Source organism: Rhizorhabdus histidinilytica, from assembly GCF_900167915.1.
Taxonomy (GTDB): domain Bacteria; phylum Pseudomonadota; class Alphaproteobacteria; order Sphingomonadales; family Sphingomonadaceae; genus Rhizorhabdus; species Rhizorhabdus histidinilytica.
Map to the genome: position 1 here is coordinate 124,588 of NZ_FUYM01000007.1, position 20,550 is coordinate 145,137.

The 20,550-nt window shown below is 68.9% G+C and carries 20 protein-coding genes; 15 read left to right on the forward strand and 5 right to left on the reverse strand.

The window, feature by feature from the left end; genetic code table 11:
- Window positions 1-118 precede the first annotated feature (118 nt).
- A complete protein-coding gene (locus tag B5X82_RS16160) occupies window positions 119-586 on the forward strand; it encodes a CoxG family protein (protein WP_079649210.1) in 468 nt (155 codons plus the stop codon).
- Window positions 587-641: 55 nt separating this feature from the next.
- On the opposite strand, the gene B5X82_RS16165 is transcribed toward B5X82_RS16160, so the two are convergent.
- The gene (locus tag B5X82_RS16165) at window positions 642-1,670 is read right to left on the reverse strand and encodes an LLM class flavin-dependent oxidoreductase (RefSeq protein WP_079649211.1); all 1,029 of its coding nucleotides are present in this window, start codon (window positions 1,668-1,670) and stop codon (window positions 642-644) included.
- A 105-nt stretch (window positions 1,671-1,775) separates the two neighbouring features.
- On the reverse strand, window positions 1,776-2,534 hold the full coding sequence (locus B5X82_RS16170; RefSeq protein WP_079649212.1) for a FadR/GntR family transcriptional regulator: 759 nt from the start codon (window positions 2,532-2,534) through the stop codon (window positions 1,776-1,778).
- Window positions 2,535-2,670: 136 nt separating this feature from the next.
- Here B5X82_RS16170 and B5X82_RS16175 point away from each other — a divergent pair, with 136 nt between their 5' ends.
- From B5X82_RS16175 to B5X82_RS26815, 7 genes are all read left to right on the forward strand, one after another.
- Window positions 2,671-3,951 carry an MFS transporter gene (locus B5X82_RS16175; protein WP_079649213.1) on the forward strand — a complete coding sequence of 427 codons (1,281 nt, stop codon included), beginning with the start codon at window positions 2,671-2,673 and terminating at the stop codon, window positions 3,949-3,951.
- Between the two features lie 112 nt (window positions 3,952-4,063).
- Window positions 4,064-4,999, forward strand: a complete 936-nt coding sequence (locus tag B5X82_RS16180; protein WP_079649214.1) for an NAD-dependent epimerase/dehydratase family protein — start codon at window positions 4,064-4,066, stop codon at window positions 4,997-4,999.
- A 19-nt stretch (window positions 5,000-5,018) separates the two neighbouring features.
- Window positions 5,019-5,486 carry a VOC family protein gene (locus B5X82_RS16185; RefSeq protein WP_079649215.1) on the forward strand — a complete coding sequence of 156 codons (468 nt, stop codon included), beginning with the start codon at window positions 5,019-5,021 and terminating at the stop codon, window positions 5,484-5,486.
- A 33-nt stretch (window positions 5,487-5,519) separates the two neighbouring features.
- Entirely contained in the window at window positions 5,520-6,671 is a 1,152-nt protein-coding gene (locus B5X82_RS16190; RefSeq protein ID WP_079649216.1) for a sulfotransferase family protein, read from the forward strand.
- A gap of 13 nt (window positions 6,672-6,684) precedes the next feature.
- Window positions 6,685-7,668, forward strand: a complete 984-nt coding sequence (locus tag B5X82_RS16195) for an NAD-dependent epimerase/dehydratase family protein (RefSeq protein ID WP_176152594.1) — start codon at window positions 6,685-6,687, stop codon at window positions 7,666-7,668.
- A gap of 30 nt (window positions 7,669-7,698) precedes the next feature.
- Window positions 7,699-8,634, forward strand: coding sequence for an SDR family NAD(P)-dependent oxidoreductase (locus tag B5X82_RS16200; RefSeq protein ID WP_079649218.1), 936 nt, complete (start codon window positions 7,699-7,701; stop codon window positions 8,632-8,634).
- A 14-nt stretch (window positions 8,635-8,648) separates the two neighbouring features.
- Window positions 8,649-9,725, forward strand: coding sequence for a hypothetical protein (locus B5X82_RS26815; RefSeq protein ID WP_079649219.1), 1,077 nt, complete (start codon window positions 8,649-8,651; stop codon window positions 9,723-9,725).
- Here the strand turns inward: B5X82_RS26815 and B5X82_RS16210 are convergent.
- Together B5X82_RS16210 and B5X82_RS16215 are read right to left on the reverse strand one after the other, a co-directional pair.
- Complete coding sequence (locus B5X82_RS16210; protein WP_079649220.1) at window positions 9,722-10,636, reverse strand: NAD(P)H-dependent flavin oxidoreductase; 915 nt, start codon at window positions 10,634-10,636, stop codon at window positions 9,722-9,724. The two genes, B5X82_RS26815 and B5X82_RS16210, sit on opposite strands and share 4 nt — an antisense overlap.
- Entirely contained in the window at window positions 10,633-11,895 is a 1,263-nt protein-coding gene (locus tag B5X82_RS16215) for an MFS transporter (protein ID WP_176152595.1), read from the reverse strand. The genes B5X82_RS16210 and B5X82_RS16215 overlap by 4 nt, the downstream gene beginning before the upstream one ends.
- 170 nt (window positions 11,896-12,065) lie before the next feature.
- Between B5X82_RS16215 and B5X82_RS16220 the strand changes: the two genes are divergently transcribed.
- Genes B5X82_RS16220 through B5X82_RS16245 form a run of 6 tightly spaced genes read left to right on the forward strand, consistent with a single transcriptional unit; the run spans window position 12,066 to window position 18,000 of the window.
- Window positions 12,066-12,860, forward strand: coding sequence for an SDR family NAD(P)-dependent oxidoreductase (locus B5X82_RS16220; RefSeq protein ID WP_079649222.1), 795 nt, complete (start codon window positions 12,066-12,068; stop codon window positions 12,858-12,860).
- A 10-nt stretch (window positions 12,861-12,870) separates the two neighbouring features.
- Window positions 12,871-13,347: a nuclear transport factor 2 family protein gene (locus B5X82_RS16225; RefSeq protein ID WP_079649223.1), complete on the forward strand. Its 477-nt coding sequence runs from the start codon at window positions 12,871-12,873 to the stop codon at window positions 13,345-13,347.
- A 3-nt stretch (window positions 13,348-13,350) separates the two neighbouring features.
- Window positions 13,351-14,238 carry an alpha/beta fold hydrolase gene (locus tag B5X82_RS16230; protein WP_079649224.1) on the forward strand — a complete coding sequence of 296 codons (888 nt, stop codon included), beginning with the start codon at window positions 13,351-13,353 and terminating at the stop codon, window positions 14,236-14,238.
- A gap of 11 nt (window positions 14,239-14,249) precedes the next feature.
- A complete protein-coding gene (locus tag B5X82_RS16235; protein WP_079649225.1) occupies window positions 14,250-15,626 on the forward strand; it encodes an MmgE/PrpD family protein in 1,377 nt (458 codons plus the stop codon).
- A 49-nt stretch (window positions 15,627-15,675) separates the two neighbouring features.
- Entirely contained in the window at window positions 15,676-17,196 is a 1,521-nt protein-coding gene (locus B5X82_RS16240) for a class I adenylate-forming enzyme family protein (RefSeq protein WP_176152596.1), read from the forward strand.
- 27 nt (window positions 17,197-17,223) lie between these two features.
- Window positions 17,224-18,000, forward strand: coding sequence for an SDR family NAD(P)-dependent oxidoreductase (locus B5X82_RS16245; RefSeq protein ID WP_079649227.1), 777 nt, complete (start codon window positions 17,224-17,226; stop codon window positions 17,998-18,000).
- A 9-nt stretch (window positions 18,001-18,009) separates the two neighbouring features.
- Here the strand turns inward: B5X82_RS16245 and B5X82_RS16250 are convergent, their stop codons facing one another.
- Window positions 18,010-18,945, reverse strand: a complete 936-nt coding sequence (locus tag B5X82_RS16250) for an SDR family NAD(P)-dependent oxidoreductase (protein ID WP_079649228.1) — start codon at window positions 18,943-18,945, stop codon at window positions 18,010-18,012.
- A 165-nt stretch (window positions 18,946-19,110) separates the two neighbouring features.
- Here B5X82_RS16250 and B5X82_RS16255 point away from each other — a divergent pair, with 165 nt between their 5' ends.
- Entirely contained in the window at window positions 19,111-20,544 is a 1,434-nt protein-coding gene (locus B5X82_RS16255) for an MFS transporter (protein WP_079649229.1), read from the forward strand.
- Window positions 20,545-20,550 lie beyond the last annotated feature (6 nt).

Consider the following 20,550-nt stretch of genomic DNA (forward strand, 5'->3'; position numbering starts at 1 on the left):
TCCGGCGAAAAGGCGGCGATTTCGGTATGGCCGATCGCTTGTGGCGGGCCGGGTGCCGCGATAGCCAGCGAAGGAGACGGGGCGACGAGCCGTCCCGAGCCGATGGAGCGGATTTCTTATGGCGTTCAAGATGGATGGCGAGAGCGTGCTGCCGGCCGGCCGCGAGACGGTCTGGGCCAATCTCAACGATCCGGAGACACTCAAGGCCTGCATTCCCGGTTGCCAGGAGCTGGAGCAGAAGGAGAATGGCGGCTTTTCGGCGGTGGTGAAGGTGAAGATCGGCCCGGTCTCCGCGACCTTCAAGGGATCGGTCGACCTCACCGACCTCGATCCGCCCAGCGGCTATCGCATCGTCGGCCAGGGCGAAGGCGGCGCGGCCGGCTTTGCGCGGGGCGGCGCGACGGTCGGCCTGATCGAGCAGGAGGACGGCACGCTGCTGCGCTACGACGTTGACGCGGTGATCGGCGGGCGGCTGGCGCAGCTCGGCGGACGGCTGGTCAACGGCGTCGCCAAGAAGCTGGCCGACGAGTTCTTCGCCAAGTTCGCGCAGCTCATCGAGGAACGGCACGGGACGGCCAGCGTCTGACCTGCCTGCTCCGTGGATAGGAAAAGGGCCGTCCCGAGAGGCGGCCCTGTTCGTTTCAGTCGATCGAGAAGCGTGGGATGACCGCGTCGCGCATGGCGTGCAGGAAATCGAGCTTGTCGGGCATCAGCGCGGTGAAGGCGATGTTGCGGATGCCCATCGTCTCCAGCGACCGGATACGCTCCACGAAATCGTCGGGCGTGCCGAGGATGCCGAAGCGGTCGGCCAGATAGTCGCGCAGGCCCAGCTCGTCGAGCATCGCCGCATTGCGCTGCGGCGTCGCGGCGCCGGGCGTCTCATGGTGGCCCATGAAGTCGTAGCGGCGCTTCAGTTCCTGTAGCTTCGGCCAGATGGCGTCGGGGATGAACTTGCCCTCCTGCTGGAACCGGGCGAGGCGGTTGCCGATCCCCAGCAGTCCCGACGGAATGGTGTCGATCGCGGCGTCGCGCGAGCTGCCCATGCAGGCGCGGGCGTGCCACCAGATATCGATGTCGTCGATCGACCGGCCGGCCTCGCGCGCGGCCTCGTCGATCTGGCGAAGCGTGTCCTCGATCACCTCGGGCAGGAAGCCCGTCTCCAGGAAGACGCCGTCGGCGATGCGGCCGGCGAGGCGCAAGCCCTTGGGACCGCCGGGCGCCATGTAGATCGGGATATGGTCATGATACCAGCCGAACTGGACCTTGTTGCCGCGATAGGTCGCTTCGCCCTTTTCCAGCAGTGCGCGCACGGTGAGGATATATTCCTCCAGATCGGCCTGCTTCGCGGGCTTCTCACCCAGATTGTAGACGCCGCTGTCGCCGGTCGACAGGCCCAGATAGGCGCGGCCTCCGGCGATCTCGTTGACCGCCGCTATGCCCGCCGCGGCCACCGCCGGATGGCGGGTGACCGGGTTGCTGATGTAGGAGCCGAGCCTGCACCGGCTGGTCTCCAGCGCGATCATGGTCAGGCCGACATAATGGTCGCCGACCAGCGCCGGCGTGTCGCCGGTCATCACCATCGCGAAGCCGGCCTCGTCCGCCGTGCGGCTGAGCAGCTTAAATTCGTCGAGCTTCTTCGGATAGAATCCGTGGCCGAATGCAAAGCGCATGGCGTCCCTCCTTGGATGACGACCCTGCGACTAGGCGGACGGCGGCGGGATGGCTCATATGATTTTTCGCCCAGTCATGTCGTCGGGCCGGCGATCCGGAACGGATCAAGCGTCGGTTTCCGGTGCGCCGATGATCGCCCTGCCGACGCCGCTCTCCTCCATGAAGCGGGCGATGCGGGCAAGGTTGGAGCGGCAGAAGTCGCTGGCCGCCGCGAAGTCGCCCGCCTCCATCAGGTCGAGCAGATGCTCCTGGCTGGCGACGTCGAGCTGGAAGGCCGTCTTGCCGACCGCCATGTTGGTCGCCGTGGCCGCCGCGACCATCGGTTCGTAGATGGTGTGGATCATGCTGACGATCAGATCGAGCACGCGGTTCTCCATCAGGCCGACCAGCACCCTGTGGAAGGCGGTGGTGCGGCCGACATAGGCGCCGACGTCGTGCATCGCCGCCCGCGCCTGCGCCAGGATCGCGCGCAGCTCCCCGAACTGCTCCGGGGTGATCCGACCCTCCAGCCCGCGCACCAGCTCGGGCTCGATCATCGACCGGGCGCGCTGGAGTTCGAGCAGGGTCGCCTGCTTGGTCTGCAGGTAGATGGCGGCGTTGGCGGCGGTGATCGTGACGGCCGGATGGCGTACCGCGGCGCCACCGTTCTTGCCGCGCTGGATCACCACCAGGCCCATCGCCTCGAGAATGCGGATCGCCTCGCGGAGGGTGGGACGGGAGATGCCGAACATCGCCATCATCTCGGTTTCGCTGGGCAGGCTCTCGCCCGCCTTGAAACGCCCTTCGACGATTTCCTTGCGGAGATAGTTGGCGGCCTTCTCGCCCAGTTTCACGGGTCGTAGCTTGCTGGCCGAAGGCGGCACGATGGAGTTCCTGAAATCGCTGTCGTTCGTCTTGAGAAGGAGGCGTCGAACCCGCGCTTGTCAAGCATGGCGGTCTTGTCACCCATAAGACCCCCTCCTACACAACGCTAAGAAAAAAACTGGAGAGGCGTCGGTTATGTGCGATTCTTCCACCGCCGAGTCGCGCGTCGACCGACGCAGCTGGTACATGCTGGGCATATTGGTGCTCGTCTACATCATGGGCTCGGTCGACCGCGCCGTGCCCTCTGTCGTCGTCGAGCCGCTCAAGCGCGAATTCGACCTGAGCGACGCGCAGATCGGGGTGCTCACCGGCTTCGCCTATTCGATCCCTTATGCGCTGGCGGCGCTGCCTGGCGGCTGGTTGCTCGACCGGCTCGACCGGCGCCGCTTCCTCGCCTTCACCACGGTGGTGTGGAGCGTGCTCACCATGGCGGGCGCGGCGGTGCAGAACTATGTCGCACTGCTGCTCGCGCGGATGGGCGTCGGCGCGTCGGAGGCGCCGGCCTCTCCGGGCAGTCTGTCGCTGATCAGCGATCTCTTCCCGCGCGAACGACGCGGCACTGCGGTCAGCCTCTATTATGCCGGCACCGCCGTCGGGCAGTTCATCACCTTCATGGTCGGCGGCTGGCTGCTGATGCATTTCGGCTGGCGCTCGCTGTTCCTGATCGCCGGCGTGCCGGGCCTGGTCCTCGCCGCGCTGCTGGTCTTCACCTGCAAGGAGCCGGAGCGCGGCCGCTTCGACCCTCCCTCCGCCGAGGGGCCGCGCCGGGCGGTCTCCTATGCCGTGGCGGCGCGCTGGATCCTGCGGTCGCGGCCGCTGCTCCACAGCATCTGGGGCAATATGCTGTCGACCGGCGTGCAGTTCTCGGTGATGGTGTGGACGGTCTCCTTCCTGGTCCGCATCCACGGCCTGACCCCCGAGAGGGCGGCGATCTGGGTCGGGCTCGGCATCGGGCTGATGCAGACCCTGGGATCGCTGCTCGCCGGCCCCGTCACCGACCGTTTCTCGCGCGGCGAATCCGCCCGGCTGGCGCTGGTGCCGGCGACCTTCACGGTGCTTGCCGCATTGACCGGCGTCGCAATGTGCCTCGCGCCGACGCTCACCGCGGCGCTCGTCGCCATGGCGGTATTCGCGGTGCTCGTCGGCGGGGTGGTCGGCCCTGGCTATGCCACGCTGGTCAGCTTCACCGAGCCGCACATGCGGGGTTCGGTCCTCTCGATCGCCAAACTCTTCTCGATCCTGATCGGCAATGGCGTGCTGTCCTTCATGACCGGCAAGCTCAGCGACATGATCGGCACGCCGGATTCGATCCGCTGGGCGCTGGCGGCGACGCTGCTGTTCCACCTCTGGGCCGCCTTCCACTTCTGGCGCGCGTCGCGTGCCGCGCAGCGGATTGCGGCGAATAACTCCGCGTAGAAAGTTAAATCATATAAACAATTAGATTGTCGCCATCGGGCGGCCTTCCTACCATCCCGTCGACGAGCTTCGCGCGAACCGGCGAGCCCAGGAACCGACAGGAGACGACCCGATGGCGATTGCCGGCAAGACCATTCTCGTGACCGGGGCGACCGGCCAGCTCGCCGGGGCGGTCGCGCGCGGGCTGGTGGGGGACAACGAGATCATCGCACTCGCCCGCTTCAGCGCGCCCGGATCGCGTGAGAGCCTGGAGGCGGCCGGGGTCCGCTGCGTCCGCGGCGACTACGTCACCCGCGATTTCCGGGAGGCGCCGGAGACGGTCGATTATGTCTTCCATGCCGCCGCCAACACCAAGCCGGCGACGATGGAAGAAGGGATGCGCGACAATGCGGAGGGCACTGCCTTCCTGATGGAGCGCTACAGGGACGCCAGGGGCTTCGTCCATGTTTCGGCGACGGGCTGCTATGCCGCGCATCCCGATCCCGAGCATGTATTCACCGAGGACGAGCCGCTCGGCGGGGCCACCTATTTCGCGCCTATGTACGGCGTGTCGAAGACCGCGACCGAGGGCGTGGTCCGCTCGCTATGCCGGATCTATGGCCTGCCGACCGTTATCGCCCGGATGAACGTCGCCTATGGCGGGCCCTATTTCGACGGCGGCCTGCCGGGGCGGCAGCTCGATGCGCTGCTGGCGGACGAGCCGATCAGGCTGCAGCGCGGCCAGCGCTGGTTTCAGGCACCCATCCATGAGGACGATATCACCCGCCATGTGCCGATCCTGCTGGAGAAGGCGACGGTGCCGGCGACGATCATCAACTGGGGCGGCGACGAAGGCGTCGAGGTCGAGACCTGGGTCCGTTACCTCGGCGAGCTGGTCGGCAAGGAACCGCGCTTCGAATATGACGACCGGCCGCGCTCGGCGAGCTGGATCGGCGATCATCGCAAGCGCATCGCGCTCGGCTGCGAATGCCGGGTCCATTGGCGGGAGGGCATGAAGCGGATGATCGCCGCGCGCCATCCCGAAGTGAAGATACGCGAGATCGCGTGATGTCCCGAGGAGGAGCGGCATGATGACGCGCTACGATCATATCTGCCTGACGGTCGGCGACCTCGATCGCTCGATCGCCTTCTACGAGCGCTATTTCGGGCTGAAGGTCGTGCGGCGCGATGCGCCCCACAAGGGGGCGGTGGTGGAATCCATGACCGGTGTCGCGGGCGGCGAACTGCTCGCCGCCTTCCTGACCGACGGTCGCTTCGTCCTGGAGCTGACCCAGTTCACGGCGGGGCAGGGCGCGCGCACCACCGGCTCCCCCGCCAACGAGGTGGGCAGCCCGCACATCGGCTTCGCCTGCGATGATGTCCGTGCGATCCATGCGAAGTGGAGCGTCGAGGGCGTCCGTTTCCATGCCGATCCGATCGTCAGCCGCACCCGCAACACCTGGTCGGTGATGATGTCGGACCCCGACGGAATCCTGATCGAGCTGCGCGAGGGCCCGGCGCTGACGCCGGAGCAGTTCGCCCTGGCAGGCGCCTGATCGCGAAGCGAACGGACTTGGGGAGAGTGTGACATGGCGCTGGACGCCGAAGAGCTGAAGGCGCGGGCCCGCGCCGAGACCGGGTTGAACGATTATGGCGACGCGCCGCTTGACGAGTCTCTGGACATTTTCTGCCGCTCGCTCCGGGAGGAGGCGCGGCTGACTCCGGAGGGCGTCGAAAAGGCCGAGGCGCTGATCCTCTCGCGCCTTGCCGAGCGGCTGCGCATCGAGGATTTCATCGCCCGTCATCCCGAGGTGCTCGAACAGGAAGTGGCGCCCGTCGTGCTGCTGGCCGGCATGCCGCGCAGCGGCACCACCGCCTTCGCCCAGCATCTGTCGGAGGACCCCGCCGCGCGCGCGATCCCGCGATGGGAATGCAACAGCCTCGTCCCTCCCGAGGCCGGCGCCCATGGCGATGACGATCCGCGCCTCGCGAAAAGCCGTGCCGCCTTCGAGCAGGCGTTCAGGGAGATGCCCTGGCGGCAGGCGATCCTGCCCAACAACTATGACGACCCCGCCGAGCACGGCATCCTGATGGGCCTGACTTTCCTTAACCTCCAGCTGCCGACGCTCTATCGGGTGCCGAGCTGGGAAGCCTGGATGATGGAGCAGGACCTGACGCCTGGCTACGAGTATCTGGCCAAGGTGCTGAAGCTGCTGCAATGGGCCAAAGCTGCCGATTTCTGGAGCCTCAAGCTGCCGCCCGACCTGTTCGCTCTCAACGCCATCGACCGGGTCTTTCCCGGCACGCGCTTCGTCTGGTCGCATCGCCATCCGCTCGAATCGATCTCATCGGTGTGCAGCCTGTCGGCCAATCTGCGCGAGAAGCAGGCCGGGGCCCATGTCGATCCGCTAGAGATCGGGCCGACCCAGCTCGCCTTCCAGGCCGAAGCCTGCGACCGTGCTATGGCCGCGCGGGCGACGATCGGCGAGGATCGGTTCATCGACGTCTACCAGTCGGACCTCTCGCGCGACATCCCCGGCACGATCGAGGCGCTCTATGCGAAGCTGGGGCTGCCGTTCACCGATGCCTATCGTGCCAAGCTGACGGCGCGCTTGGTGGAGAAGCCGCGTGGTCGCTTCGGCAAGCATGACCATCAACTCGATCGCTACGGGATCAGCGAGCGGCAGGTCGTCGATCGCTTCTCCGTCTATATCGACAGGTTCCATTCGGGCCGCGACTGAGGAGGGCAGGGCGATGCTGAAGGACCGCAGGATTCTCGTCACCGGCGTCACCGGAAAGGCGGTCATCCCGATCGCGGCGGCGCTCGCCCGGGACAATGAGGTGTGGGGGCAGGCGCGCTTCACCGATCCGCGCGACCGCCAGGCGATCGCCGCGCTCGGCATCCGGCCCTGCGCCGCCGACCTCGACAGCGGTGACCTCGGCGAACTGCCCGGCGATGTCGACTATGTCCTCCACTTCGCCTGGATGCGCGCAGCGCGCGAGGCGCTGGAGCAGGCGATGCGGGTCAACGTCGAGGGTGCCGGGCTGATCCTCAACCATTGCCGCACGGCGAAGGCCGCGCTCGTCGTCTCCTCGACGGCAGTCTATCTGGCCCATTCCGATCCCTGGCATCGCTATCGCGAGGGCGATCCGGTGGGACCCAGCGCCACGGCGGCGGCGGCAACCAGCCCGATATGCAAGGTCGGGTTGGAAGCGATGGCGCGTTTCGCGGCGCGGACCCACGACCTGCCGGTCACCATCGCCCGGCTCAACACGGTGCTCGGGCCGCACCAGGCCTTCTACGGCAAGCAGGTGGCGGCGGTGCTCGAAGGGCGGGAGATCGTCCTGCCCGGCGAGACCGACACGCACAGTCCGATCCACAGCGAGGACATGATCCGCCAGATCGAGCCGCTGCTCGACGCGGCCGGGCGCGCTCCGCTGACCGTCAACTGGTGCGGCGACGACGTCGCGATCAGCCAGGAGACGATCGCTCGGATCGGCGAGCGCGCCGGCCGAGACGTGCGCTTCACCGTCCGGTCGGCGCCGGGCCTCGCGGGCGGCAACATCTCCGATCCGGAGAAGCGGCGCTCGATCACGGGCCCGTGCCTGACCGGGTTCGGCGAGGGCTTCGAACGCCTGCTCGACGAGATGCTCGACGGTGCCGCGCCGTCCTTGCCGCAGCGCGACTGGGCCTATGGCTCGGGCGCGCAGAACCAGATCTTCCAGGGCATCGCCTGAAAGCCCGTCAAGACGAGAGGAGCGAGGACCATGGCGGAAGCACTGGACATAGCGCGGCAGGCCGACCTGGGGGGCAAGGTGGCGCTGGTCACCGGCGGCTCCTCCGGTCTCGGTGCGGAGACGGTGAGGGCGCTCGCGCTCGCGGGGGCCGACGTCGTCTTTACCGCGCGCAACCTCGATGCCGGTGCGGCGGTGTTGCGCGCGGTGGAGGAGACGGGCAGGGGGCGGGCGAGGCTGCTCCCGCTCGATCTGTCGGATTTCGCCGATGTCGAGCGTTTTGCGGATGCACTGGATGCACCCGCCATCGACCTGCTGATCGCCAATGCCGGCGTGTCCGAAACGCCGGCCGAGCGCCAGGCCGACGGCCTCGACACGCGTTTCGCCACGAACCATCTCGGCCATTTCCTGCTCGTCCATCGCCTGCTCGGCCGATTGTCGGTGCGTGGCGCGCGGGTCGTGATGCTCAGCTCGGCGGGGCACAAGGGGCGGCCTGTGCGTCTCGACGATCTCGGCTGGCGCCGCCGCGAGATCCAGCACCGCGTCGCCTATGGCGAATCGAAGAGCGCCAATATCCTGTTCGCGGTCGAGGCGACCCGGCGTTGGCACGATCGCGGCATCTTCGCCAATGCGGTGCTGCCCGGATCGATCATGACCGGCTTGCAGCGCCACCATTCACCCGAGCGATTGGCTGAGATGAACGCGATCGGTGGGGTCGGCACCGTCGATTCGGTGTTCGGCACGGTGGGTCAGGGCGCCGCGACCTCGGTCTGGGCGGCGGTCTCCCCGGAACTCGACCGGGTCGGCGGGCTCGTGCTCGAGGATTGCGGCCTGTGCCGGGTCGCTGGACCCGGCATGCATGCCTGGCGCGGCTATGAGCTGCACGCCACCGACAGTGAGACGGCGCGCGCCTTGTGGACCGCCTCGGCGGCGATGCTGGGCGAGCTGGGACACGCGATCGAGGCGTGAAAGGGAGCCGAGGCATGACGACGTGGCGCGACGATGCCCTGGACTTCGATCCGGCCGGCGGCATGCCGCCCGAGGCGGACCATGCGCTGATGGAGCAGCCCGAAGGCACCGAGCTGTTCGGCGAGAACCATGCCTTCTGGTTCTTTGACGGAGAGGGCCGCGCGCATGGCTATACCCATGTCGAGGCCTTCCAGGACTTCTACGAGCTGCGCGCCGAGCGCTTCTGGCTGACCCTGCCCGACGGCCGCATCTATTATAGTTGGGGCGATGGCACCCGCAGCACCAGGCGTGCGCCGGCTGGCTCCAACCTTGTGATGAGCTGCATCGAACCCTTCCGCCACTGGACGATCGACTTCTTCGGCACGATGCGGCTGTCCGACGCCGACGAGTTGGCGCGGGGCCGACCCGTCGAGGGATCGCGTCCGGTGGTGCGGCTGCACATCGACGTCGAGACGGCGGCGGAGCCGTGGCGGCTGGGGACGCTCGGCATGAAGGACAATGTCTTTGCCAGGAGCTTCTTCGGCGAGGACCGTTATGAGCAGCTCTGCCGCTTCACCGGCTGGGCCGCGATCGAGCAGGAGGCGCCGATCCGGTTGTCGGGTATGGCGATGCGGACCCATCGGCGCGGATCACGGCGGATGGCGGGATGGCATGGCCATAGCTGGCAAACGGCGCTGTTCCCGAGCGGCCGTGGCTTCGGCTTCGAACGCTTCCCCGACCGCGATGGGCCCGAGGGGAGGGCCGAGCCGGCCTGGAGCGAGGGCTATGTTCTCGACAAGGGACGGATCGTTCCCGCCGAAATCCTCGAATCGGGCTGGCTCACCGCGCTCACCCCGAAGGATGAGGCGATCACTGTGCGGCTGCGCGCGGCGGGGCGGGAGCACGTCATCCGCGGCCGTACCATCGCGACCGTCTGGCGCACCATTCAGGCCGGCCGGACCGGCGATCGCAACGTTCGCCGCTTCGGCATCTGGGGCCGCGAAGGCGATTATGTGATGGGGCAGGGGGTGACGCTGTGGGACTGGGCCGGCGAGACCGTCTACGGCCACACCGAGCGGTCGACGCTGACCACCGACCTCCTCGGCCGTTAGGCGGCAACATATCCCGCCCGCAGCCGGGCGATCAGCTCGGCGGCCGGCGGGATGTCGTCGATGCTCCCGACGCCATGGCCCGCGCTCCACACGTCGCGCCATGGCTTGGTGCCTTCGGGCAGGTTGGGCTTGAAGCGGGCGACCGGCGCAGGCAGGTCGTCGGGATCGAGCCCCGCGGCGGCGATCGAGCCGCGCATGAAGGTCGCGGGCAGGCCCGAGATGCGGTCGGTGACGAGGATATCGGCCATGCGCTGCGAAACCAGCAGATCCTTGTAGGCCGGCGGCGCCATCGATTCGCGCGTCGCGGCGAAGCGGGTGCCCATATAGGCGAAGTCGGCGCCCAGCACCTCGGCCGCGCGGACGGACTGGCCGTCGCCGATGCCGCCTGCCAGCGCGATCATCCCGTCCCACATCGCGCGGACCTGCCGCACGAAGGCGAAGCCGTTGGCGCTGCCGGTGTGGCCGCCCGCACCGGCGGTCAACAGGATCAGCCCGTCGACGCCGGCGTCGATCGCCTTCTCCGCGTGGCGCAGGGTCGCGACGTCGTGGAACACGAGCCCGCCATAGCCATGGACCCGCTCGACGACCGCGCCGGGATGGCCGACGCTGGTGATGATCAGCGGAATGCGATGCCGTTCGGCCAGCGCCAGCTCGGCGGCCAGCCGCTCGCTCCCGGTCTCGCGGACGATGATGTTGAGCGCGAAGGACGCCGACGTGCCGTCGGCCAGCGCCTCGCCGATCTGATCGAGCCAGGCCGCCAGCGTCTCGGGCGTGCGGGCGTTGGCGCCGGGGAAGCTGCCGATCACGCCGGCCCGGCAGCAGGCGATCACCAGTTCGGGCCCCGATACCAGCAGCATCGGCGCGGCGATCACTGGAAGGGCCAGGTTGCGGGCCAGCGCGGCGGGGATCATGCCTGTTCTTCTTCCTCGGGCATCGTGGACAGGCGCCTGCATGCCATGAACAACCCGCCCGCCGCCAGCAGGTTGACCGAGACGGTGATCGCTAGCGCCGGAGCGATCGCCTTGCCCCCGCCCAGCCAGTCGCTGATCGCGCCGGTGGCGAGCGCGCCGAAGCCGCCGATCAGGTTGGTCGACAGATGATAGAGACTGGTGGCGAGCCCGCGCCGGGAGGTCTCCACCCCGGCCATCAGGATCGCCGCGCTCGGGCCCGCCCAGCTGCCCAGCGCCATCGCCAGCACGAAGGTGAGCGTCGCCGCCATCGCCGCCGATCCGGCGCCGGCCATGCACCAGACCAGCGGCACCGACAGGATCAGCGCGGCGCCCGGATAGCGCCACAGCTTCTCCCGCCGGTCGCGCGCGGCGCGCCGGGTGAGCGGACCGCAGAACAGCGTGCCGAGTCCCTTGCCCAGCCCGGCCGCGGCGGCGGTCGCCAGTCCGGCGTCGATCAGCGAATAGCCGTGGACGCGGATCAGGAAGGAGGGCAACCAGGCGAACACCGCGACCTGCCCGACCGACGCCATCGTACCGCCGATGCAGGTCCAGCGCAGCGCCGGATTGGCGAGCAGCAGCCGGAAGTCGCGGCCAGACCCGCCGAAGCCGCCGGCGGCGGGACGGACCGGCGGCCGGGGATCGCGCACCGTGGTCAGCAGCAGCAGGCCGAGCAGGAGGCCGGGTACGCCGGCGATGATGAACACGGTGCGCCAGCCGAAATGGTGCGCGACATAGCCGCCCAGCAGGAAGATCGTGCCGGTGCCGATCGCAGCGGCGAGGTAGAAGGTGCTGAGCGCGGTCGGCCGCTGCTTGGCCGGGAACATGTCGGAGATCAGCGCGACGCTGGCGGGCGGGCTGCCCGCCTCGGCGGCGCCGACCCCGGCGCGCATCAGCAGCATCGACAGATAGCTGTTGGCGAGCGCCCCCATCGAGGTCAGCGCGCTCCACAGGATGACCAGGCCCGACACCAGCCAGACGCGGTTGATCCGGTCGGCCAGCAGGCCCATCGGTATGACGAACAGCGCCAGCGCCACCGTGTGCGCTGCGCCGACCAGCGTCCCCATCGCCGCGTCGCTGAGCTGGAGCTCGGCCTTCACCGGTTCGAGCACGACCGCCATGACGTTGCGGTCGATCGAGTTGGCGGCGAAGATGCCGGTCAGCAGCGCCAGCGCATACCAGCGCCGGAAGCCGCTTATCGCGCGGGGGGAGGTCTCGCTCATCGCGCCTTGATCCCGCGAATGCCTTCCCATGGCCATGACCGCCGGTGCCGCCATTCAGGCGATCGGCTCATCAAAGCCTATGAGGTCCCGTCCTCAATGCGGCCCATCGCTGATCTTGTCGGCCGGAGGACGGGTGGGGCAACAACAGTGGAACAAGCGGGAGATGAGGGATGGCGGAGACGGACAGGCGAGTCGCGTTCGTGACGGGCGCGAGCCAGGGCGTCGGACAGGCGATCGCCGAGCGGCTGGGTCGCGATGGCTGGCATGTGATCGTCGCCGCGCGGCGTCGGGAAGCGCTCGATGCGGTGGTCGCCGGAATCGCGGCGGCGGGCGGCTCGGCCGAGGGCGTCGTGCTCGACATGCGCGATCCGGCCGCGATCGAGGCGGTCATCTCCGCGGCGGCGGAGCGGCACGGCCGACTCGACGGGCTGGTCAACAATGCCGGCCGCTTCAGCGGGCGCCGGATCGTCGACACTACGCTCGACGAGTTCCGGCTGAACTTCATCATGAATTGCGAGGCCCCCTTCCTGGCGATGAAGGCCGCCATCCCGGCGATGATCAAGGGCGGCGGCGGTGCGATCGTCAACATCTCCTCTGTCTCCGGGTTGCGTGCGACACCGGGTACGGGGGGCTATGGCGCCTCCAAGGCCGGGCTCATCCATCTCGGGGCGATCGCCGCGATGGAGGTGGGCGAGCATAATATCCGGGTGAACACGGTGACGCCGGGCAGCACCTGGTCCCCCACCTTCCGCAAGTCGGTCGAAGGGAAGACCCCGGAAGAGGTCGAGGCGATGCAGAAGACCGGCACCATCCTTGGCCGTTTCGCCGAGCCATCCGAGATCGGCGACGCCGTCGCCTTCCTGCTGTCCGACGACGCCCGGTTCATCACCGGGGTCAACCTGCCCGTCGAGGGCGGCGCCTATTGGTTCCGGGGCGGCAACCGGCTGATCGGCAAGCGGCATTAGGGAGACGACGATGCAGAACGCACAGGACGAACTGGCGGTCCGCAGCCTCGCCGCCGCCTACGCCGACGCGGTCAACCGTCGCGATGCGGAGGGCATGGCGGCAGTGTTCGCCCCCGACGGGATCATCGAGAAGCCCGGCCATGGCGATCCGGTGCAGGGCGTCGAGAAGATCCTGAAGCGTTACCGCCGGTTGCAGCGCGAGCGCGATTTTCTCTGCCAGATGATCCACAGCGGCATCGTCGAGATCGACGGCGACCGCGCGACCGCGCGCTGGTGGTTTTCCGAACTGAAGAAGCCGGTCGGCGGCGATGGCTGGCTGTACATGATCGGCGTCTATCAGGACGAGGTTCGGCGCACAGGCGAGGGCTGGCGTTTCGCCCGCCGCAGCCAGACCACGATCATGGAGCAGCCGCTGTCCGGCGGGGCGGCCATGGCGACGCACGCCCTGCCGGATTTCCTGCCTTTGCGCGGACTGCCTGGGGGTTGAAGGATGACCTCGGTCGAGCAGGAATTCTCCGACACGCCGGACTGGTTCGACTGGGCGATGGCGCAGCCGCACGAACGCGGCCGCCTCTCGGTCGAGGGGGCCGGAATCGAATGGCTCGCCTGGGGCGATCGCGGTCGGCCCGGTATCCTGATGGTCACCGGCAACGGCGCGCATATGGGCTGGTGGCGGCCGATCGCGCCCTTTCTTGCCAATGACCGCCGGGTGACCGCGATGTCCTGGTCGGGCATGGGCGGGTCCGACTGGCGCGATGCCTATTCCCCCGAGCTGTTCGTGCGGGAGGCGCAGGCCGTCGCCGAGGAGACCGGCCTGTTCGACGGGCCGGTCGCACCGGTGATGGTCGGCCACAGCTTCGGCGGAATCCTGACGGCGCTGACCGCGGCGACGGCCGGTCATCGGCTGCGCGCGGCGGTACTGATCGACGCCCGGCTTTCCACGCGCAGCGTCTGGGGTGCGGAGGCCGAGCCGGTGCCGCCGCGCCGCATCCATGCCAGCCGCGAGCAGGCGATCGCCCGCTTCCGGCTGCAGCCCAGCCAGCCGATGCGCAACCGCTATCTGCTCGACATGATCGCCGCCGAAGCGCTGGAGCGGGCGGGTGAGGGCTGGCGCTGGAGCGCCGATCCGGAAATCCGGCACAAGACGGAGTTGGGCAGCAACCTGTCCGGGCTGATCCCGCGCGCAGGCTGCCCGCTGATGTTCATCCGCGGCGCGCTGTCGACCACCGTGTCGGACGAGATCTGGGCCGAGCACCAGGCGCTGGCACCCAGCGGCACGCCCTTCGTCATCATCCCCGACGCGCATCACCATGTCATGATCGACCAGCCGATCGCGCTGATCGCTGTCCTGCGCGCGTTGCTCGCCACCCTGGCCTGAGGAAGAAGCCCATGCAATCGGTCGCCCCGCGCATCGCCGCCTGGATCGCCGGGCTTGAGCCGGCGGCGATCCCGCCCGAGGTGATCGACCGTGCCAAGGGATGCGTGCTCGACCAGCTCGGCTGCCAGATCGTCGGCGCGGGATGGCCCCATACCCGCCCGGTGCTGGACCATGTCACGGCGCTCGGCGGGCGTGAGGAGGCGACGATCGTCGGCGGCGGGCGGACGACGCCGATCTACGCCGCCTATGCCAATGGCAGCTTCGGCCACAGCATGGAATATGATGACAGCCATGTGCTGTGCGGGCATCCCGGCGCGGTGGTGATCCCCGCCGCGCTCGCCATCGCCGAGCGCGACCGCCGCCATGGCCGCGACCTGCTGACCGCGATCGTCGCCGGCTACCAGTCGATGGCGCTCGGCGGCGGCGCGATCCACAAGGCGGCGCGCAGCCGCGGCTGGCATCCGATGAAGATGCAGGGGCCGTTCGGTTCGGCGGGGGCGGTGGCGAAGCTGCTGGGGCTCGATGCCGGCCGCACCACCCACGCGCTCGCCATCGCCGGCTCCGAGGCATCGGGCACGATGGAATATGACCAGTCGGGCGGCGAAGTGAAGCGCGTCCATGCCGGATCGGCCTCGCGGTCGGGGGCGGAGGCGGCGCTGCTTGCCGCACACGGGCTGACCGGCCCGTCGACGATCTTCGAGGGCAAGCGCGGTATCTTCCCGGTGTTCGCCGACGGCTTCGACGGCGATCCCGAGGCGTTGTGGACGCGCGACTTCCACATCCGCGACACGATGTTCAAGCTGTCGCCGGCCGTGTTCACGATCCACGGCGCGATCCAGGCGGCCGACGCGCTGCGGCGCGAGCATGGCATCGCGGCGGCCGACATCGCGCGGATCACCGCCGACGTCGCCGAGATCACCATCCTGCACGGCGCGGGGATCATCCATCCGTCCGACATGATCGGGGCGCAGTTCAGCCTCGCCTTCGGGGTGTCGTGTATCTTCGCGCGCGGGCGGGCCGGGCTGGTCGACTTCTCCGATCCGGCGGCCTGGCGCGATCCGCTGATCCATGATCTCAGCGACCGTATCCAGGTGCGACAGGCGGAGGTCGCGCCGGGCGCGTCCGAGCTGGGCGGACGGGTGACCGTCGCGCTGCGCGACGGCCGCGTGCTCACCCACGACCAACCGATCCCGCGCGGCCATCATCTCAACCCGGCGAGCTTCGACGAACTGCTCGTCAAGTTCCGCGAGCTCCTCGCCCCGCACGTTGCGGACGGGGATGCGCAGCGCATCGTCGACATGGTAGCGGCGCTCGACCGGCTCGACGATTGCAGCGATCTGATGGCGCTGGTCGGACAGGCGCGATCTAGGGCCGATGCCCTTGGATGATGGTGCTTGCCGATTGGACGGGGCCGGGCGGCTGGCGCAAGAGCAGGACATGACCGACCATGCCGACCAGACCCTCGCCGAGCGGCTCGCCGCCGTCCTGTCGCTGCAGCCCGATGCGATCGCCGTCGACTATCAGGGGCAGTCGATCCGTTGGGTGGAACTCGCCCGCGCCGCCGCGGAGATCGAGGCGCTGCTGGTCGAGGCGGGTATCGAACGGTCGGCGCCGGTCGGCTGGGCCGCGCGTAACCGGCCGGCGGCCGTGGCGGGCTTCATCGCCCTCGTCGCCAACGGTCGCATGGTGGTGCCGCTGCGGCCCAATTATGCGGTCGCCAATTTCCGTGAGGACATCACCGCACAGCGGCTGAAGGCGGTGATCGGCGATAGCGACGACTGGGCGGGCGAAGGCGTGGTCGACGCCGCCCGCGCCGCAGGCAGCGTCGGCATCGAGATCGCCGGCCCGCCCTTCGCGGTCCGCTTCGTCGCCGGGCTGGAGCGGCCGGGGCCGGGGCCGCATCGCGAACCGTCGCCGGACCATGTCCTCGAACGGCTGACCAGCGGCACCACCGGCGCGCCGAAGCGCATCCCTGTCGGGCAGGACGTGCTCATTCCCTCGCTCCGCTCGGGCGAGCAGAAGCGGCTCGGACAGGCGGAAGAGCCGTTGGCGCTCAAGCGCTCGCCCGCGCTGCTGTTCAAGCCGTTCAGCCATGCCGGCGGCCTGTTCGGCCTGCTGCTCGCGCTCTACCAGGCGCGGCCGATCGTGCTGTTCGAGAAGTTCAACGTCCCCGAATGGGTGGCGGCGGTGCGGAAATACAAGCCGAAGTCGGCCAGCCTCGTGCCCGCGATGATCCGCATGCTGCTGGATGCGGAGGTCGACCCCGCCGACCTGTCGAGCCTGATCGCGATCCGGTCGGGCACCGCGCCGCTGGAGCCCGAGGTGCAGGACGAATTCGAGCGCCGCTTCGGCGTCGCGATCCTGATCGACTATGGCGCCGCCGAGTTCATCGGCGGCCTGGCCGGCTGGACGATCGACGACCACCGCGCGTTCAGGGACAGCAAACGCGGCAGCGTCGGCCGTGCGCGGCGCGACGTCGCGATCCGCACCGTCGATCCGGAGAGCTTCGCGCCGACCGCAGCGGGTGTGACCGGCCTGGTCGAGATCAGGTCCGACCGTTACGGCCCCGATTGGATCCGTACCAACGATCTCGCCGAGATCGACGCCGACGGCTTCATCTTCCTGCGCGGGCGGGCCGACGACGCGATCAACCGCGGCGGCTTCAAGGTGCTGCCCGAGGAAGTGGCGGCGGTGCTGCGTCAGCATCCCAAGATCGGCGACGCGGCGGTGATCGGCCGGCCCGATCCTCGGCTGGGTCAGGTCCCCGTCGCCGCGATCGAACTGCCCGAGGGTATCTCCGTCGCGCCCGCGCCGGACGAGCTCGATGCCTTCCTGCGCCGCACGCTGCCCGCCTATATGGTTCCCGTCGACTATCGCGTGGTGGACGCGCTGCCGCGTACCATCTCGATGAAGGTCAGCCGGCCGGAACTCAAGAAGCTGCTCGGTCTCCAGGGCTGAAGCGATCCCACGCAAGAGGAGAGGGTTATGAGGCTGAAGGGCAAGGTCGCCATAGTGACGGGGGCCGCCAGCGGCCTCGGCAAGGCCATCGCCAGGCGATATGCGGAGGAAGGCGTCGATCTCGTCCTCGCCGACATGAACATCGAGCTGGCGCGCGCCGTCGCGGACGAGCTGTCGGCGGCAGGTTCCAGGGCCGTCGCGCAGCAGACCGACGTCGCCAGCGAGGAATCGGTCCGGCAGATGGTGGACGCGGCGCTGGCGGCGTTCGGGCGGATCGACATCCTCGTCAACAATGCCGGCCTCTCCACGCTGCGCCTGTTCCTCGATCTGCCGGTGGCGGAATGGGATCATGTCATGGGCGTCAACCTGCGGGGGCCTTTCCTGTGCAGCCAGATGGTCGGCCGGCACATGGCCGAGCGACGGGACGGCACGATCATCAACGTCACGTCGATCGAGCAGGATTTCGGCAGCCACAATCGCGCGCACTATGTGTCGTCGAAGGGCGGGCTCAAGACGCTGACCAAGGCGATGGCGCTCAGCTTCGCGCCCTATGGCGTCCGGGTGAACGCGATCGCGCCGGGCGGGTTCAACACCGAGATCCTCGAAAAGACCTTTCCCGACGTTGCGGTGCGGGAGGCGTTCGTCGCCGATTTCGTCAAGAAGATCCCGATGAAGCGGCTCGGCGAGCCTCGCGAGATCGCCGGCGCGGCGGTGTTCCTGGCCAGCGAGGACGCCAGCTACATGACAGGATCGGTGATCGACGTGAATGGCGGGGCTTCGTCGCCGGTCCCCTCCGACCCCTGAGGATCGCGGCTATTTGCGGACCGTAACGATCGGCTCGCGCGGGCGCCGCGGCTCGAGCCCATGGCCGAGCGCGAGCATGTCGGCCAGGCCGATGCGATCGAGCAGCTCGGGCGTCCAGGGCTCGGCGGCGTTGTAGATCGCGTTCTCGATCGTCGCCATCCGCCAGATCTGCAGCTCGGGGCCCGAGGCGTGGAGCATCCTGCCGTTGACCATCGCCGCTCCCTCGCTCGCCAGCCAGACCGCCACGGCCGCAAGCTCGTCGGGCGGATAATAGCCCAGCTCGCGGTTGGTCTTCGGCGGCAGGCCTTTCGCGACCAGCTCGGCGCGTATGCGGTCGAGAAAGGGTTGCGACTGCGCCGTCTCGATCCGGCCGGCCAGCGCGTTGACGGTGATGCCGTGCGGCCCCAATTCGCGCGCCCAGCTCAGCACCGCGCCCATCCCGCCGCCCTTCGACGCGGCGTGGCTGGCATAGTTGGTCATGCCGGAGAAGGCGGCGCCGCCCGCCATGTTGACGATGCGACCGCCCTTGCCCTCCGCCACCAGCCGGCGGGCGACGAGCTGCGTCATGTGGAACTGGGCGTCGAGCGACAGCGCCATGACGCTGCGCCATTGCTCGGGGGTCGTCTCCAGGATGGTGCCCGCCTCGACCTTGCCGGCATTGTTGACGAGGATCTCGATCGTGCCGACCGCCGCCGTTGCCCGCTCTACCAGAGTTTCGCACCCTTCACGCGTGGCGAGGTCCGCGACGATCGCGGCGACCTTGCCTGTCGCTACCGCGCGGACCGCTCGCTCGGCCTCGGCGACGCGGGCCGCGGTCGCGCCGGTGACCACCATGTCGATGCCGCGGCGGGCGAAGGCCTTGGCGATGCCGAGCCCCCAGCCCTGCGAGGAACCGGTGACGAGGGCGGTCCGCCCGGGGATATGTACCGTTGCTTGCTCCGCCATGCCGGATGCCTCCCGATCCGTTGTCCCGGCGCCATCCTAGCGCGGCCGGCCCGCCCCGAACCGTTCGGCTTTGCGCGCTTTCAGGAGCGGATCGCGGGGAGAAAGCTCCGCAATCGAAGCGCGCCGTTATGGGGCGTTTCCGCCGGTGCGCGCTAGGCTGCGTGCATGACAGATGAGGGCGGCGCGGAACAGGCGGATTTGGACGGGGCACACCCTGGCGGCTGGCTGACGCGCGAGCGGCTGGTGCCGATCGTCGTGGCCAGCGCCCTGTTCATGGATTTGATGGATTCCTCGGCGCTCGCCATGGCGCTGCCCACGATCGCGCGGCATTTCGGCGTTTCGATCGTCCAGCTCAAACTGGCGCTCACCGCCTATGTGGTGACGGTGGCGGTGCTGGTGCCGACCTCGGGCTGGCTGGCGAGCCGGTTCGGCGCGCGCCGCGTCTTCCTGATCGCGATGGCGCTGTTCGTCGGCGGATCGATATGCTGCGGTCTCGCCGGCAGCGTGCCCCAGCTGGTCGCCGCCCGGGTGTTGCAGGGTTTCGGCGGGGCGATGATGACTCCGGTCGGGCGCATCATCCTGGTTGCGTCGGTGCGGCGCGAGGATCTGGTGCGCGGCATGGCATGGTACACGCTGCCCGCGATCGTCGCACCGGTGGTCGGGCCGCCTCTGGTCGGCCTGCTGATCGAGTTCGCCAACTGGCGGTGGATATTCTTCATCAACGTGCCGGTGGGGGTGATCGGCATGGTCGCGGTGTTCCGCTTCGTGGCGCCGCTGACCACGGCCCGGCGACCGGCCTTCGACTTTCCCGGCTTCCTGCTTGCCGGCGCGACGATCCTGGCGGCGATGGCGATGGTCGAGACCGGTGCGCTTGCGGGGCATCCCTGGCCGCTGCGGATCGCCGGGCTGGCCGGAGTCGGCCTGATCGCCGCCGTCTATCTGCGCCAGGCGATGCGCGCGCTCGAACCGATCGCGGATTTCCGCGTGCTCCGCCACGCCACCCTGCGCTGGAGCCTGATCTCGACCTGGCTGCACCGCGTGGCGCTGGGCGGGCTGATGTTGCTGTTGCCGCTCCAGCTCCAGCTCGGGCTCGGCTATTCGCCGCTCGAGGCGAGCCAGGTGATGATCGCCGCCGCGCTCGGCTCGATGGCCTCGCGCTTCATCGGTCCGATCGGCATCCGGCGGCTCGGCTTCAGACGGCTGATGCTGTTGTGCAGCGGCGTGACGGTCGTGCTGACGCTGGTGCCCGCCACCTTCAGCGCGTCGACGCCGATCATCGTCATGTGCGCGGTGATGATCGCGCATGCGGCGATCCGCGCCTCCTATTTCCTCGCCGGGAATACCCTGTCCTACAGCGACGTGGAGGGTGACGAGATCGGTCACGCCTCGGTGCTGTTCGCGATCTTCCAGCAGATCAGCCTCGGCATGGGCTTCAACCTGGCGACCCATGTGCTGGAGGCGGGCGGCGGACCGCACGATCCGACGGCTTTCATCTGGTCCTATGGGGCGATCGCGCTGCTCACCTTCGCGGGGACGATGGCGATCCGGCCGCTGCCGCCGCACGTCGGGGAGAACATGCGGCACCGGGCGTCGGCCTGAGCGGCA

Coding starts and splice junctions, on each gene's coding strand:
- B5X82_RS16160 (WP_079649210.1), top strand. CDS start 119: ATGGCGTTCAAGATGGATGGCGAGAGCGTGCTGCCGGCCGGCCGCGAG.
- B5X82_RS16165 (WP_079649211.1), bottom strand. CDS start 1,670: ATGCGCTTTGCATTCGGCCACGGATTCTATCCGAAGAAGCTCGACGAA.
- B5X82_RS16175 (WP_079649213.1), top strand. CDS start 2,671: ATGTGCGATTCTTCCACCGCCGAGTCGCGCGTCGACCGACGCAGCTGG.
- B5X82_RS16180 (WP_079649214.1), top strand. CDS start 4,064: ATGGCGATTGCCGGCAAGACCATTCTCGTGACCGGGGCGACCGGCCAG.
- B5X82_RS16185 (WP_079649215.1), top strand. CDS start 5,019: ATGATGACGCGCTACGATCATATCTGCCTGACGGTCGGCGACCTCGAT.
- B5X82_RS16190 (WP_079649216.1), top strand. CDS start 5,520: ATGGCGCTGGACGCCGAAGAGCTGAAGGCGCGGGCCCGCGCCGAGACC.
- B5X82_RS16195 (WP_176152594.1), top strand. CDS start 6,685: ATGCTGAAGGACCGCAGGATTCTCGTCACCGGCGTCACCGGAAAGGCG.
- B5X82_RS16200 (WP_079649218.1), top strand. CDS start 7,699: ATGGCGGAAGCACTGGACATAGCGCGGCAGGCCGACCTGGGGGGCAAG.
- B5X82_RS26815 (WP_079649219.1), top strand. CDS start 8,649: ATGACGACGTGGCGCGACGATGCCCTGGACTTCGATCCGGCCGGCGGC.
- B5X82_RS16210 (WP_079649220.1), bottom strand. CDS start 10,636: ATGATCCCCGCCGCGCTGGCCCGCAACCTGGCCCTTCCAGTGATCGCC.
- B5X82_RS16215 (WP_176152595.1), bottom strand. CDS start 11,895: ATGAGCGAGACCTCCCCCCGCGCGATAAGCGGCTTCCGGCGCTGGTAT.
- B5X82_RS16220 (WP_079649222.1), top strand. CDS start 12,066: ATGGCGGAGACGGACAGGCGAGTCGCGTTCGTGACGGGCGCGAGCCAG.
- B5X82_RS16225 (WP_079649223.1), top strand. CDS start 12,871: ATGCAGAACGCACAGGACGAACTGGCGGTCCGCAGCCTCGCCGCCGCC.
- B5X82_RS16230 (WP_079649224.1), top strand. CDS start 13,351: ATGACCTCGGTCGAGCAGGAATTCTCCGACACGCCGGACTGGTTCGAC.
- B5X82_RS16235 (WP_079649225.1), top strand. CDS start 14,250: ATGCAATCGGTCGCCCCGCGCATCGCCGCCTGGATCGCCGGGCTTGAG.
- B5X82_RS16240 (WP_176152596.1), top strand. CDS start 15,676: ATGACCGACCATGCCGACCAGACCCTCGCCGAGCGGCTCGCCGCCGTC.
- B5X82_RS16245 (WP_079649227.1), top strand. CDS start 17,224: ATGAGGCTGAAGGGCAAGGTCGCCATAGTGACGGGGGCCGCCAGCGGC.
- B5X82_RS16250 (WP_079649228.1), bottom strand. CDS start 18,945: ATGGCGGAGCAAGCAACGGTACATATCCCCGGGCGGACCGCCCTCGTC.
- B5X82_RS16255 (WP_079649229.1), top strand. CDS start 19,111: ATGACAGATGAGGGCGGCGCGGAACAGGCGGATTTGGACGGGGCACAC.